The sequence below is a fragment of the Marinilabilia salmonicolor JCM 21150 genome (assembly GCF_000259075.1).
In the GTDB taxonomy this organism is placed as follows: domain Bacteria; phylum Bacteroidota; class Bacteroidia; order Bacteroidales; family Marinilabiliaceae; genus Marinilabilia; species Marinilabilia salmonicolor.
The window spans coordinates 47,407-61,844 of the sequence record NZ_AJKI01000015.1 but is presented as its reverse complement, the minus strand read 5'-3'; the positions used below and the strand labels follow the sequence as shown (position 1 = coordinate 61,844).

The following is a 14,438-nucleotide window of genomic DNA, read 5'->3' as shown; positions in this document are numbered from 1 at the left end:
TGATAACTGATCATTGATAATTGATCCTTGATAACTGATCATTGTTTCACACCCACTCTTCTTTCAGAACTTCTCCTTCCACAGATATCACCATCATTTTAATGGGAACTTTTCGTGAAGCCTGTGTCGCTGCCCGTTGCACAATTTGAAGTAAACCGCCGCAACAGGGGACTTCCATCATCACAACTGTTAGTGTATTGATCCTTGCCTCATTGATAAGCCTGGTAATTTTTTCCATATATATTTCCATCCCCTGATCAAGTTTTGGACAGGCAATTGCCAGTGTTTTTCCTTTAAGCAATTTACTATGGAAATTTCCCATTGCAAAGGCCACGCAATCAGCAGCTAAAACCATGTCGCTTCCCTTAAAATATCCCGCGGCAGGATTGATCAGGTGCATTTGTACCGGCCATTGACGCAATTCCGATGGGGTCTGCTCGGTAGAGGAGGCAGATGGTTGAACCGGTTCTCTTGAAATGGTTCTTGATTGTGATCCCGGGCATCCCGGTGCCGCTGCCTGTTGCATCATACCGATTTTTGGACGGTGCATTTCCCGAATGACTTCATTCAAGTCGAATGGGAGTGAGGGTTTATTTGCCCTCATATATTCCACCGCCTCTTTCATGTATTTTGTTTCGTTGTGATCTCTTAAGTGCTTTAGATGCGCTACAACCGTATTTTTCCCTTTGGGGATAATAAGCTGAAGGGCTTTCACTTCGTCGTAGGGTTCAGCCTCACGCTTTTCAATGGTGATAGCTCCCTGCGGACAATGACCGATGCAGGCACCAAGCCCGTCGCATAAAAGGTCACTAACCAGGCGGGCTTTTCCGTCAATCATTTGCAATGCTCCCTCGTGGCAGTTGGGGATGCAATTACCGCAACCATCGCACAACTCTTCATCTATTTTTACAACTTCTCTGATCATATTCTTTGTCTGTTATTTCTGTTTTCTGATGCAAATAAAAGGACATTTCACTCCTTTGTTTGTAACATTTGTTACATTTGAGTGTTTTTTTGTATGTTTTTTTTGCAAAGGGAGGTCTGCTTTGTTGTCGGGGCTTTGTTTGTTATCACTGGAATCCCCTGGAATAAATTCCAGGATTATAATATGGGTCGCTCCTATGGAGCTTTAACGTCATAGGCATGATACCTGCTGATGCCTGGGATTTCAATACCAGGGCTTTGAAGATTCATTTTGTTGTTCAGGGAGGCAGGTTTTTTTCAAGCATTTAATTGTTGTTCGAAATATTAAGAGATTAAAGTTCTGTATGTTTGTGAAAAAGAATGATTTGGAAATAAAAAGATATCAGCAGGATATAGATGAACCGGAACTGATGCAAATGATTAAAGACGAAGAGGGTTGGGATTATGCAGATGATAAAATGGCAGAGAGGTATAAATTTGCTTTGGGTAACTCAATTACTTTTGTGGCTTATCAAAACGATGTTTTATGTGGCTATTCCAGGTCGCTGGATGATTGCGGCTTCTATATTTATGTGTGCGATCTGTTGGTAAAACCTGCTTACCGGGGTAATGAAATCGGAAGAAAACTAATGGGGTGCCTGATGGATGAGTATCCGGGGCAGACAGTATATGTGATGTCCGATGTGGATGCATATTACGAAAAAGTCGGGTTTCAAAAGATAGGATCTGTATTCGAGGTAAAGAAGTGATTATACTGCTAATTTAAGATTGTGGAGATTTATTCTTTAAGTTTAAACGAATGTTTTGATAAAAATTGAATGTCAATGTTATACGATTTTTTCTATTATATAACTCGAGTTGTAAGTTGTCTTATATCAAAATATTATAGCATGCAGTTAGGTCTTTGCTTATCAGGCAAAACTTTCTTTAGACTGTTGGAAGATGGCTTTTGGGTCAATATTTATTCTTCTGCCTTCTGCCTCTTAAACTTCTGACTGTTGGTCACTAACCTCAAAAAATCTAACCATCCCTTGTAGTCATCAACTATTTTCTAAAAACTAAAAACTATTCACTAATAAATGTATCAATTACTATCCAAATCGCCTCTTTTTTCAGGATTAACAGAAGAAGAGATAAAAAAAATCTTTTCTCGGATTGTATATCAGGTTCGCAGTTATGCCAAAGGTGAACTGATTGCATCGGCGGGAGAGGAGTGCCGTTCGTTACAAATTGTATTTAAAGGAAATGTGAAGGGAGAGATGATTGATTATTCCGGACGGGTGTTGAAAATTGAAGACATTCCCCCACCACGGCCATTGGCTGTGGCATTTTTGTTTGGGCAAAACAACCGTTATCCTGTTACAGTCAGTGCAACCGAATACACTGAACTCATCGTAATCCCCAAACCATCGGTAGTGACACTCATGCAGATCAGTGAGGTGTTTCTGACCAATTTTCTGAACGCAGTATCCAACCGGGCTCAGTTTATTTCCGGCAAACTGCGTTTCCTTTCTTTTAAGACCCTCAAGGGTAAGCTGGCCCATTACCTCATGGAACTGGATCGTAATCAGCAACAAAACGGTAAAATCAATATTCCCAGGAGTCAGGAAGAATTGGCAGAACTCTTTGGAGTTGCACGGCCTTCCCTTAGCCGCACCTTAAGGGATCTTCACCATAGGGGGATTATCGAGGCCAATGGCAGGGCTGTGACCATTATCGACCGTGAAGCTTTGTTGGAAGATAACGAGTGATCTCCCAAAATGCACAGATGGCTACAAGTCTAAGCCTTCGAAAACTGCAATGGTCTGCCCTTCTACGTTTTGTAATTCCATTTTATTGCCGGTGATGGATAATTCCTTGCAATCATTAAGGGCTTTGAGAAAAGCTGTTTCCAAATCCATTGTGTGCGCACAGTACATTTTGGTAGAAGCAATGTTTTTAAAACTTACTTTGTCATCTGCGTTGAACTGAAATTGCCCAAAAAAAGAGTTGCATCCGGCAAATCCGTGAATGCGCTGTTCTTCGGCATCGAAAATGAGGTGTGGTTCGCGGGCTTCAATTTCAGGGAGGGTATCCAGCCCTTCTATTTTTGTTAAGATCCATTTTTTGCCCGTAAGTGTCACCATCAAATCATTTTTTAGATCATCTTCCTTTTTCTTCAGGATATAATGCTCTTCCAATAGCCCCTTGATGCGTTCCTTATCCTTGTTGAGCATAATCATTACAGAGTCTTCAAATTGGTAAAAAGTTTCGTTGTACCTGTTTTTAAATACCCAGATGTTATCTTTGTCTCCTTTTGTTATTTGGCCAGAGGAGATAAATGGGACACTGTCCCGGTCAATGTAAACCTGTGAAATTTCGAATGAATTATCAGGGTTGATGGTCAGGGTTGTTTCTATCCCGGGGCAGTCGGCACAGGGAAGCAGGCCTGCATAGACTCCGCTGATGTCTTTAGTTTCATCCCTGGTCGGATTATCTGAAGAAATTTTCCCTGAGGTTTTATGAGAGCAATTGGTATAAGTCAATACGGAAACAGTGGCAAAAAGCAATAGTTTTGAGATTTTCATAATTTTGCGTTTTAAAAAAACAATGGTTTGTGCAAACAGGGGTTGTTTACGAATGTAAGACTTGTAATTTTAAAATGGTTGCTTTTAATGATTAATTTTTAAACAATCGTCTGTTAAAAATACCTTCTTAATTACGTTAAAACAAATAAACCGGTCAAACGTTTTGTTAACCAATACTCAGAGTAATAAATCGAAAAAAAGAATCAATGAGCGCTTCCCGGTCCGAAACCATCTCTCCGGCATCTTCACAACGAAACTTTTATGCTTTTTTGTGGCATGCATCTCTGCTGGCCTTTGCAAAAAATTTCATGGATGTGGATACGGTTTTGCCGGCCATGCTGATTGAGTCGGGTGGAACCTCTCTTCATGTGGGGATAATGACTGCTATCTTGTTGGGAGGAACCCGTTTTGCCCAGTTATTTTTTGCTCCATACATCAGCAATCAGCCATTTAAGAAGAAGTTTTTATTGCTGGGGATTAATTCCAGAATTCTTTCTATCGGAGCTCTGGGAGGGATAATCTTTTTTATGCAGGCCGGTGATGCTAATTGGGTTTTATGGCTGATTTTCTTCTTTATTTCAGTATTTGCTTTGGGGGGCTCCTTTGCCAATGTCAGTTATATGGATATCATCGGCAAATCTTTGCTGGAAGAGAAGCGAAAGAGTTTTTTTTCTGCCCGGCAGGTTTTGTCCGGAGCTATTGTGCTCATTTCGGCCTATGTGGCCCGGCAGGTACTTGCTTCTGAAAGTTATCCTGTAAATTATGCCTACATGTTTTTGTCCGGTGGATTTTTCCTGTTGCTGGCATCCATTGGGTTTTGGTCAATCAGAGAGGAGATTGCCTCCAGACTCCGGATCAAAGGAACTTTCAACTTCTTTTCGGTTATGCGTAGGGAGATGAAAGAGAACAAAAGGCTGGTGCATTTTTTGGGATTTATCAACACGCAGGGTATTTCAGTCTCTTTCCTGCCTTTTGTTGTGCTGTACGGAAAAGATTATCTAAATGCCGGAAGTGGCTCCACGGGTGATTTTCTGTTGTATAAAGTAATAGGAATGGTGGTGGTCAGTCTCGTGGTAGCCGCAGTGGCCAAGAAGATGCGTTACAATTACATGCTTTATGGAAATGTGGTGTTATCAGTTTTGATGGCAGTACTAACACTGCTTAGTAAAGATTTGTCTTCACTATATTTTGTATTCCTGATTGGCGGAGTTGTTTTTTCTCTTTTCAACATTACTATGAATGGAGTGTTACTCGAAGTATCAGGAAAAGAAAACCGGGTTCTGTATGCGGGCATCACCGGCGCAGGAAATGTTTTGCCGGTGCTTTTCCCATTGTTGGGAGGATGGATTATTGACCAACTGGGCTTCACCACTTTTGTTGGGATATTTCTCTTTTTTTCGCTGATATCGGTTTGGTTTATTTACAAAATTGATTGCAAGAAGTAAAGCCAGTTGGAAAACCCTCTGAATCCCCATCGGGGGGACTTAAAAAAATATCATTATTGCCGTGTCTTTTTCCTTTGGTTAATGGGTGTTATTGCCATGTGGATTCGGAAATTCCAAGACTGACTAGAAGCTACTGACTAATTTCCACTCATCTTATCTTTCAAAAACTCTGTCCTTACCGAGGTGTTTTGAATACTCATTGGGAGGGTGACAGTTGCTTCAAGCCCCCAGTCGGTCAATCCTTCATAGGTGCCGCGTTTTTCGCCGCGGGTCATGTCCATCAGCGAACAATCTCCATTGCGGACATCTCCCCACGACCACGCCAGCCAACCGATTTGGTGCTTTTGACATTCTTTCATGATGGTTTCGTAATCAATCCATTCTTTACACCCAACGCCCATAGGAGCAAATTCACCTACAATCAATGGGAGATCCATATCCACCGCTTTTTGCAGTCCTGTTTTTATTCTTTCTGTAGATCCATGATCTGCAGGCCACCAGATATGGACAGAGAAAAGCAAATTGGTTTCGGGATCGTGTTTAAGAAGTTCCGGACCGGTTTCCATGAGAATGTCAATATCCTGTCCCCATCCGGAGGCATCGATGACCAGTGGACAACGGAGACCGGTTTTCCTGATTCGTGAGATTGCTGTTTTGTAACCTTCCAGAAATTCAGGTGCTTTCACATCGTGTCCACCACATTCGTTGGCAATATTCAATAACAAATAGGGCTCATGTTTCCGGAGAACTTTGACAATTTTGGGTTTCAGCCAATAATCAACCTGACTTTGTAATTTTTCAAAATCACCCGTAGCCCCGTGGAGTTCAGGCATGGGGAACATTCCATTATTAATGGCATTCTGAATTACCTTATCAAGATTCTCTGCCGTAGCGATGGAATCATCTTCATTGCTAAGCCATACAATGCGGACTGAGTTGGCACCCGTTTGAGCAATTTCAGTCATCAGTGTATCTCCGGTAGGATCATCCGACCAGATAAACATCTCATTCACACCCCTGAGCACAACCTGTTCTCCGTTGGCATCAAACAGGTGTCTGCCATTAACCGTCATCGTCGATTCTGAATTGGTGAAATAGAGAATCATGGCAATGGCCAGGAAAATGAGTATGGTGGTGCGTTTTTTCTTCATATTGCGAAAATAGGAGAAAAAATTAAATCCATTGTTTTTCAAATGTCAATAATGGCATACTTTGCAGGGAATTGTTTTTTATGAGAATAAAAATAAAGCCACAGAAGCAGTGATGCCATTTTTGTTCATGCATCACTACTGCTGTGGCTAAATTCTAATTGTGTCGAAGCCTAAACCATAAATCTGTCATTGGCAACGTATTGAAATATCTCCTTTTGAGCGATATTCTAGGGCTCAAAGCGCTCATGCGAAAAATACAGTAACTTTTTGGACAATCTTTTTATGTGTAAGAACTGAAATCTAAACTACTGACTGCTTCACTAAAAACTACCGGCTAATTTTTACTTATTCAATCATCGGAACTCCTTTTTCTGTCCTGACCACCTTTTTAATCATGCCGTTTTCATCATATTCCAGTTTGTCGATGCAAATGCTACGACGAAAGGGACCTCCGTTTTCCAATCCGGCAGTGTGGTAAATGAAATAATCATTTCCTTTAAAGTTCACGATGGCCTGGTGGTTGGTTGGCGAGTTGGGGATGGTGTCGTGAATGACACCCTGATGGTCCCATGGACCTGTGATGCTTTTGCTGGTTGCATATTCCGTTCGGGAAGGATAACCTGCAGCATAGCTCATGTAATAGGTGTCACCACGTTTATGGACATAAGGCGCTTCAAAGAAGTTGGTCAATCCTTCTACGTTTTGAACCAGCCCATCCAGTTCCATCATGTTTTCTTTAAGTTTTACCATGCGCACTTCATTCCAGGAGCCCCAAAAGAAGTAAACCTCCCCGTCGTCATCTACAAAAACGATCGGATCTATATTGAGAGGAATGGAATTGGTCGTGGTGTCCATAATAAGTGCTTCGCCTACCGGATCGTGATAAGGGCCTGTGGGATGATCAGCTACCGCAACCCCCATAGCAAAACCCTCGTTTACCCTGGTTGCCGGATCTTTATGTACGATGGGAACATACCACCAAAATCTGCCATTGTTTTCTACGATGTCTCCGGCAAACGCATTGTGTGAACCCCATTCAAAATCATCTACCGATAATTTGGAACCGTGATTGGTCCAGTTCACCATATCCGTAGTAGAGAATATGTACCATTTGTTCATGAGAAATCCATCAACTCCTTCGGCTTGCTCATCGCTGCCAGTAAACAGATACAATGTATCGTTATGAACCAGCACTGATGGATCGGCGGTGAAAGGTTCCTCAAAGAGTGGATTCCCACTGTATTTGATTTCTCCTTTATCTGAATTCTTTGGGGTGGAGTTTCCTGATTTGGTTTGACAACTGCCGAATACAACAATCAACATCAAAAGCGGAAATAGTTTTTTCATATTGTTTTTTTAAGAATTAGTTTCAATTTTTTCCAATAACGAAATAACATCTTTTTCAAATAAAACAGGAGGATAAATGGTTATTGCTGGAGGAGTGTAGAAGAGATTTTTAAATAAGACAACTTTATCCTAAATAATAAAAGTTTTTATCTTTGCCCATTGTTTAAGCTTCAAAAAAGGATAGATAATGTTATTGTATAATCGATTAGGGCCTTCAGAGTTGAAAGCACGATTGCAGGCTGAGAAATTTCAGCGTCGTACCGTTTCATTTTACAAATATTTTAAAATTGAAAACCCACAGGAGTTTCGTGACGAACTTTACATTGCCTGGAATCAGTTGCAGTGCTATGGGCGGGTGTATGTGGCTCACGAAGGCATTAATGCCCAGATGAGTGTGCCCGAACACTTTATTGACGATTTTATAGCGCACCTTGACTCTGTTGCGGTGCTGAGAGAAATCCCACTTAAATGGGCCGTGGAAGATGATGGAAAATCTTTTTTGAAGCTGGTAATAAAAGTGCGTCCCAAGATTGTGGCTGACGGATTGAAAGATAAGGTATTCGATGTGACCAATGTGGGAACGCGACTTTCTCCTATGGAGTTTCACAATCTGGTCCAACAGGACGATGTGATTGTGGTGGATATGCGCAACAGTTACGAAAGCGAGGTTGGACATTTCGAGAGCGCCATCTGTCCTGAAGTTAGAACTTTCCGGGAGGAAGTGGAGCTGGTGGTTGAGCAACTTCAGGAGCAGAAAGACAGGAAAATTTTGCTTTACTGCACCGGTGGGGTCCGCTGCGAAAAGGCCAGTGCCTGGATGCGCCATCATGGTTTTTTGGATGTAAACCAACTGCATGGCGGGGTGATTGCATATACCCATGAGATTAAAAAGGCAGGATTGCCATCTCAATTTATAGGAAAGAATTTTGTCTTTGACGACAGACTGGGAGAACGGATTACTGAAGATGTCATCAGCCATTGTCATCAGTGTGGCAAACCATGTGATACACATGTGAATTGTGCGTACGATCCCTGTCACAAACTGGTTATTCAGTGCGATGAATGTGCGGAGAAATATGCAGGTTGCTGTAGCAACGAGTGTTATCAGGAGTTTACGCATTCAGAGGTTCGTGGTTCGGTTCGACAGGATGAGGTTGAGACTAAGGCTAAGGTTCAGAATTAAAGCGAGCGTACTCATTTAATATTAAGCTGCAGAGCGGCGAAACAATGGTAGAATTATGATTAAACAATATGCCCAATACTAAAAGTAATTTCTGGAAAACAGCCAAACGCCCACTGGTAATGCTGGCACCCATGGAGGATGTCACCGATACAGCCTTTCGTGAGCTGGTGCTGCACAACACCCAGCCGGGCAATTTGGATGTGATTTTTACTGAGTTTACCTCTACCGACGGATTGTGTCATCCTCAGGGACGCGACAATGTTGCCCAGCGATTGGTGGTGTCGGAAACAGAACGGCAACTGCTCAAAGAAAAAGGGGTGAAGATTGTTGCACAGATATGGGGCAATAAGCCGGAAAAATATCTGGAAGCCGTAAAGTATCTTGACGAGAATTACGATTTTGACGGGATTGATATCAATATGGGTTGCCCCGTGCGCAACGTGGTTACCCACGGCAGTTGCTCGGCTTTGATTGACAACGAATCTCTGGCAGCAGAAATAATACAGGCTACACGTGAAGCCACCTCTCTTCCGCTAAGTGTCAAGACGCGTATAGGCCTCAAAAAGGTGGATACGGAACGCTGGATGAATTTTCTTTTTCGTCAGCCTCTGGATGGTGTCATTCTGCATGGGCGCATACAAAAGCAGATGTCGGAAGGTGCAGCCGACTGGAACGAAATCGCCAAAGCTTCAGTCATAAGAGATGAGTTGGTCCCTGGTGTGCCTTTGATTGGCAATGGAGATGTTTTTTCGCTTGACGACCTCCATGAACGTTGTAGCCTTTTTAAAACCGATGGTGTGATGATAGGTCGTGGAATTTTTAGGAACCCATGGATGTTTCAATCCACACTTCAGGACGTTGATGTTGAAAAAAGAATGGATACCCTTTTAAGGCATCTTCAACTTTATGAAGCAGCATGGGGTAATAACCGGCCATTTCCAATTCTAAAGCGGTTTTTTAAAATCTATATTTCCGATTTTCGTGGGGCAGCCGGGTTGCGTAAGGAATTAATGGAGACCAATAGTTTTGAAGAGGCCCGAAGGGTGGTGGAGAGAGGCAAAGCGCATGGAGCGCAGAGCATGGAGCCGACCGTCAAATGAAGGTCACCCAAGTGCGGTGGATTCTTTCTGAAGAAAGCGGCAGAGCCGGGGCCAATCCGTTAGAGATTATATATGTGGAAATCAGGTGCGGCGGATTCCGATCCGCTGTTTTTTTTAATGCAAGGGATTCCTTGACAAGCAAAACAGCAGAGCAGAGGCTAATCCTTTTTACAAGATGGCGGATCGGAATCCGCCATACCTGTCAATGGGGGATTAGAGTCAGCTATGTCTGTTGTGGTGAGGCAATTGTCTTGCGTCTTTTAACAGCTTACCAAACCCAAGAGCGGCGAAAGATCGGTAGAGTTGCTGGCCGGCCTTCAGCAATGAAGGCTTCCGGGTGAGGCGGATTCTTTAACAAGCAAAGCAACAAAGCTGAGCTCCAATCCGCTGTTCTCATAATTCAGGGGAATTTTTGCTGGGCAAAGCGGCAGAGCCAAAGACGATCTGCGGTCTAATGGCGGATCGGAATACGCTATACCTGTCAATGGGGAGATTGGAGTTCTCCATACCTGGGAGGCGAGGCCCATATTTTGATTCTTTTAGCCCCGTCCTTTCTTTGCTCTCCTGCGAATACCTGGTGTATTCACGATATTTTCCACAAATCTGTTAATTCTCCGCGATTCGGGTAAATTCCACCAACTTCTGCCTTCTGCCTTAAAACCTTGTTCACTCTCTTTCAACTCCGATAAAAACCTCATATGATTCAAATCCTTATGTGTCTTCTGTGGTTTAACCCTAACCCTCCAATGTAAAAATTCCCCGAATATCCCTGAAAATTGCAAAACTTTTAACATCTTTACGGGCCGAAACGGAGAAAAAGATATTTGTGCGAAACTATTCTGAAATAGGATGTTTGACCCTGCTTGGGGTAACACTTACGGTTTATGTAGCTGTAGGTGCATGTCAGCCTTATGAGGAATGGCCTGACAGTCCGGAGAAGAACATCTCTGCCGAAGAGGTTGTTAAAGCCCTCACGGAGGGTAAGGGGAAACACTATTTTTTGAAGATTTCCAAGTCCTCTGTTCTGTCAGGTGATGACAAAGAATCTTTGCCCGTTTTTTCTACTGTTAATATTTCTGCATTGTCAGGTATTTCCGTTCTTCCGGAGATTTTACCCGATGCGGTTTTATTTACACTTCCACAACGTTGCGGCTCAGAGGTGTGGCTGACAGATTTTCAGGATGAAAAATACCTCAGGCAAAAGCCGGAAACCCGGAATTCTGTAACTTTTCCTTCTCTTGAGATACGGGCAGGACCTTCTGTGGCTTGATTCTTTATTCCCGATACTTCCGCCATCAGAGTTGGAGCTTGAAAATATTTGGCACCAATTCTGCAGAGTACGGAAGTTTTATTTCAATTTGTAAAACATTAATTGTTAAAAATATATGTCTGCATTTAATCAGATAATGACCAAGTTGTTTGGCAGTAAATTTACACGTGACCAGAAACTGGTGATGCCTGTTGTCGAACAAATAAAAAGCGTTTCTCCGGAAATAGAGAAACTCTCCAATGATGAACTGCGTCAACGCACGCTGGATCTTAAAGCCCGCCTGGATGAAAAAGTGAGTGACGAGCAAAAGCAAATTGATGAGCTCAAGGAAAAGGCCGATACCCAAAAAATGGGCATCAATGAGCGCGAGGATATTTATGACCAGATTGATAAGCTGGAGGACGAAATTACCGAAAAACTAAAGGGAACACTGGATGAAATTCTGCCCGAAGCTTTTGCGGTAGTAAAAGAAACCGCAAAGCGATTCAAAGAAAACGAAACAGTGACAGTAACGGCAACCGACTTCGACCGCGACCTTGCTGCCAAACATGATTTCGTGGAGATAGAGGGTGAAAATGCCATCTTCCACAATACTTGGCAGGCCGGTGGTAACGAAATCACCTGGGATATGGTGCATTACGATGTGCAGCTGTTTGGTGGTGTTGTTTTGCATCAGGGTAAAATAGCAGAGATGGCCACAGGTGAGGGAAAAACCCTGGTGGCAACCCTGCCGGTGTTTTTGAATGCACTGACCGGAAGAGGCGTACATCTGGTAACGGTGAACGATTACCTGGCCAAGCGTGACTCCGAATGGATGGGGCCCATATTTATGTTCCATGGATTGAGTGTGGATTGTATTGACAAACATCAGCCCAACTCGGAAGCACGCCGAGCTGCTTACAAAGCAGATGTCACCTACGGAACCAACAATGAGTTTGGTTTTGATTACCTTCGTGACAATATGGCTGTTTCCCCCAAAGACCTCGTGCAGCGCAAGCACAACTATGCCATCGTGGATGAGGTGGACTCCGTATTGATTGACGATGCACGTACTCCCCTGATCATTTCAGGTCCCGTGCCCAACAAAGGGACAGACGAACTCTTCATGGAATATCGTCCCAAAGTGGAAAAACTTTTCGAGACACAGCGTGCCTTGGTGACCAAAATACTGGCTGAGGCTAAGCAGAAACTCAAATCTGAAGATTCCAAAGTGCAGGACGAGGGCGCCCTGCTGTTGCTTCGTGCCTACAAGGGACTTCCTAAAAATAAGGCCATCATTAAGTTTCTGAGTGAGCAGGGAATGAAAGCCCGAATGCTTAAGACTGAGAACTTCTACATGCAGGAGAACAATAAAAACATGCATGTGGTGACCGATCCTCTTTATTTTGTAATTGATGAGAAAACCAATTCGGTGGAAATGACCGATATGGGAATCGATTTGATTACCGGAACCAGCGATGATGCCAATTTCTTTGTGCTACCGGATATTGGTTCTGAAGTGGCTGCCCTGGATAAAGATGAATCTCTGAAAGAAGAGGACAGGGTGGAAAAAAAGGATGAATTGCTTCAGAATTATGCTGTCAAATCGGAGCGCGTTCATACCGTAAATCAGTTGCTTAAAGCATACGCCATGTTCGAGAAGGATGTGGAATATGTGGTGATGGACAACAAGGTTAAAATTGTGGATGAGCAGACCGGCCGTATTATGGAGGGGCGTCGCTACTCCGACGGTTTGCACCAGGCTATTGAAGCTAAAGAAAGGGTTAAAGTTGAAGCGTCCACACAGACCTATGCCACCATTACACTCCAGAATTATTTCCGGATGTACAACAAGCTCGCGGGTATGACCGGTACCGCAGAGACGGAAGCTGGTGAATTCTGGGATATTTATGAACTCGATGTTGTGGTTATTCCCACCAATCGGCCAATTACCCGAAAAGATCATGAGGATTTGGTGTATAAAACCACTCGGGAGAAATACAATGCCGTTATCGAGGAAATTTCCGGGCTTGTAAAAGCCGGCAGACCGGTACTCGTTGGTACTACTTCGGTGGAGGTATCGGAGTTACTTAGCCGGATGCTTAAAATTCGTGGCATTAAGCACAATGTCCTGAACGCCAAACAGCACCAACGGGAGGCCGAAATTGTGGCCGATGCAGGTAAGGAGGGTGTAGTAACCATTGCTACCAACATGGCCGGTCGTGGTACCGATATCAAACTTTCCAAAGAGGTGAAAGAATCTGGTGGTTTGGCCATTGTGGGTACTGAGCGTCACGAATCACGCCGTGTGGACCGTCAGTTACGTGGTCGTGCCGGTCGTCAGGGTGACCCGGGTTCTTCTCAGTTTTTTGTCTCGCTCGAAGACAATCTGATGCGTCTGTTTGGTTCCGATCGTATTGTGAAATATATGGACCGTATGGGAATCCAGGACGGAGAGGTGATTCAGCACAGTATGATTACCAAGAGTATTGAGCGGGCGCAGAAGAAAGTGGAAGAGAACAACTTTGGTATTCGTAAGCGTCTGCTGGAATATGATGATGTGATGAACTCACAGCGTGAGGTGATTTATACCAAACGTAAGCATGCTCTGTACGGGGAACGTATTCAGGTGGATATCTCCAATATGATGCTGGATACCTGTGAGGAATTGGTCACCGAATATCAGGGAACCAATGATTTTGAAGGATTCAATACTGAGTTGATACGTACTTTCTCCACCGATTCTCCGTTTAAACAGGAGGAGTTTATGAAAACCAAGGTGGAAGAGCTGGCAGATAAATTACATACAAAAGTATGGGACAATTATCAGCGTAAGATGGAAACCATTGCTCGTCAGGCTTATCCTGTAATCAAAGATGTTTTTGAGAATAAAGGAGAAGTTTACGAAAACATCGTGGTTCCCATTTCCGATGGACAGCGTGTCTTCCAGATTACCACCAATCTCAAAAAAGCCTACGAAACAGAGGGTGCCGATCTGGCCAAATCATTCTCTAAGGCCATGTTGCTGCTTACCATTGATGAAGCCTGGAAAGAGCACCTTAGAGAACTGGACGACCTGAAGCAGGCGGTACAGAATGCTTCGTATGAACAAAAAGATCCGCTGTTGATTTATAAGTTTGAGTCGTTCAATCTTTTCAAGACAATGATTGGGGAGAACAACCGAAAAGTGGTGGCTTCTCTTGCCAAGGCACACATCCCAATCAGGGATGCCAGTCAGGTGAAACAAGCTGAAGAACGCAAACGCAGCGATATGGGACGTCTGAAAATGCAGAAAGATGAAATGCCCGGAGTGGGAGCACCCGGGGGTGCGTCAAGAGGTGGACAGCCTGGAGGAGCGCAGAAAGAAAAGCCCAAGGCAGAGCCGGTACGTGTGGAAAAGAAGGTGGGACGTAACGATCCCTGTCCTTGTGGAAGTGGTAAGAAATACAAACAATGTCACGGAAAATAAAGG

The 14,438-nt window shown here is 43.5% G+C and carries 11 protein-coding genes; 7 read left to right on the top strand and 4 right to left on the bottom strand.

Annotated features, from left to right (window positions below; genetic code table 11):
• Positions 1-46 precede the first annotated feature (46 nt).
• On the bottom strand, positions 47-925 hold the full coding sequence (locus W7W_RS0110025; protein WP_010663637.1) for an ATP-binding protein: 879 nt from the start codon (positions 923-925) through the stop codon (positions 47-49).
• A 364-nt stretch (positions 926-1,289) separates the two neighbouring features.
• Here W7W_RS0110025 and W7W_RS0110015 point away from each other — a divergent pair, with 364 nt between their 5' ends.
• A complete protein-coding gene (locus W7W_RS0110015) occupies positions 1,290-1,673 on the top strand; it encodes a GNAT family N-acetyltransferase (RefSeq protein ID WP_202947200.1) in 384 nt (127 codons plus the stop codon).
• Between the two features lie 330 nt (positions 1,674-2,003).
• Positions 2,004-2,675, top strand: coding sequence for a Crp/Fnr family transcriptional regulator (locus W7W_RS0110010; RefSeq protein ID WP_010663635.1), 672 nt, complete (start codon positions 2,004-2,006; stop codon positions 2,673-2,675).
• Positions 2,676-2,696: 21 nt separating this feature from the next.
• On the opposite strand, the gene W7W_RS0110005 is transcribed toward W7W_RS0110010, so the two are convergent.
• Positions 2,697-3,491, bottom strand: coding sequence for an META domain-containing protein (locus tag W7W_RS0110005; RefSeq protein ID WP_010663634.1), 795 nt, complete (start codon positions 3,489-3,491; stop codon positions 2,697-2,699).
• Between the two features lie 206 nt (positions 3,492-3,697).
• Here W7W_RS0110005 and W7W_RS0110000 point away from each other — a divergent pair, with 206 nt between their 5' ends.
• Positions 3,698-4,936: an MFS transporter gene (locus W7W_RS0110000; protein WP_010663633.1), complete on the top strand. Its 1,239-nt coding sequence runs from the start codon at positions 3,698-3,700 to the stop codon at positions 4,934-4,936.
• A 137-nt stretch (positions 4,937-5,073) separates the two neighbouring features.
• Here the strand turns inward: W7W_RS0110000 and W7W_RS22000 are convergent, their stop codons facing one another.
• Positions 5,074-6,087, bottom strand: coding sequence for a cellulase family glycosylhydrolase (locus W7W_RS22000; protein WP_148660910.1), 1,014 nt, complete (start codon positions 6,085-6,087; stop codon positions 5,074-5,076).
• Between the two features lie 345 nt (positions 6,088-6,432).
• The gene (locus W7W_RS0109990; protein WP_010663631.1) at positions 6,433-7,434 is read right to left on the bottom strand and encodes a glycoside hydrolase family 43 protein; all 1,002 of its coding nucleotides are present in this window, start codon (positions 7,432-7,434) and stop codon (positions 6,433-6,435) included.
• A gap of 187 nt (positions 7,435-7,621) precedes the next feature.
• On the opposite strand from W7W_RS0109990, the gene trhO reads away from it, so the two are divergent.
• The 4 genes from trhO to secA all read left to right on the top strand — a co-directional run bounded on the left by trhO (position 7,622) and on the right by secA (position 14,435).
• Positions 7,622-8,617 carry an oxygen-dependent tRNA uridine(34) hydroxylase TrhO gene (gene trhO / locus W7W_RS0109985; RefSeq protein WP_010663630.1) on the top strand — a complete coding sequence of 332 codons (996 nt, stop codon included), beginning with the start codon at positions 7,622-7,624 and terminating at the stop codon, positions 8,615-8,617.
• A 68-nt stretch (positions 8,618-8,685) separates the two neighbouring features.
• A complete protein-coding gene (locus W7W_RS0109980; RefSeq protein ID WP_010663629.1) occupies positions 8,686-9,717 on the top strand; it encodes a tRNA dihydrouridine synthase in 1,032 nt (343 codons plus the stop codon).
• An 826-nt stretch (positions 9,718-10,543) separates the two neighbouring features.
• A complete protein-coding gene (locus W7W_RS0109965; protein ID WP_010663626.1) occupies positions 10,544-10,987 on the top strand; it encodes a hypothetical protein in 444 nt (147 codons plus the stop codon).
• Positions 10,988-11,102: 115 nt separating this feature from the next.
• Positions 11,103-14,435: a preprotein translocase subunit SecA gene (secA, locus tag W7W_RS0109960; RefSeq protein WP_010663625.1), complete on the top strand. Its 3,333-nt coding sequence runs from the start codon at positions 11,103-11,105 to the stop codon at positions 14,433-14,435.
• Positions 14,436-14,438: the final 3 nt, after the last annotated feature.

Excerpts from the sequence above, each read along its gene's own strand:
- W7W_RS0110025 (WP_010663637.1), bottom strand. The coding sequence starts at position 925 with ATGATCAGAGAAGTTGTAAAAATAGATGAAGAGTTGTGCGATGGTTGC.
- W7W_RS0110010 (WP_010663635.1), top strand. The coding sequence starts at position 2,004 with ATGTATCAATTACTATCCAAATCGCCTCTTTTTTCAGGATTAACAGAA.
- W7W_RS0110005 (WP_010663634.1), bottom strand. The coding sequence starts at position 3,491 with ATGAAAATCTCAAAACTATTGCTTTTTGCCACTGTTTCCGTATTGACT.
- W7W_RS0110000 (WP_010663633.1), top strand. The coding sequence starts at position 3,698 with ATGAGCGCTTCCCGGTCCGAAACCATCTCTCCGGCATCTTCACAACGA.
- W7W_RS22000 (WP_148660910.1), bottom strand. The coding sequence starts at position 6,087 with ATGAAGAAAAAACGCACCACCATACTCATTTTCCTGGCCATTGCCATG.
- W7W_RS0109990 (WP_010663631.1), bottom strand. The coding sequence starts at position 7,434 with ATGAAAAAACTATTTCCGCTTTTGATGTTGATTGTTGTATTCGGCAGT.
- trhO (WP_010663630.1), top strand. The coding sequence starts at position 7,622 with ATGTTATTGTATAATCGATTAGGGCCTTCAGAGTTGAAAGCACGATTG.
- W7W_RS0109980 (WP_010663629.1), top strand. The coding sequence starts at position 8,686 with ATGCCCAATACTAAAAGTAATTTCTGGAAAACAGCCAAACGCCCACTG.
- secA (WP_010663625.1), top strand. The coding sequence starts at position 11,103 with ATGTCTGCATTTAATCAGATAATGACCAAGTTGTTTGGCAGTAAATTT.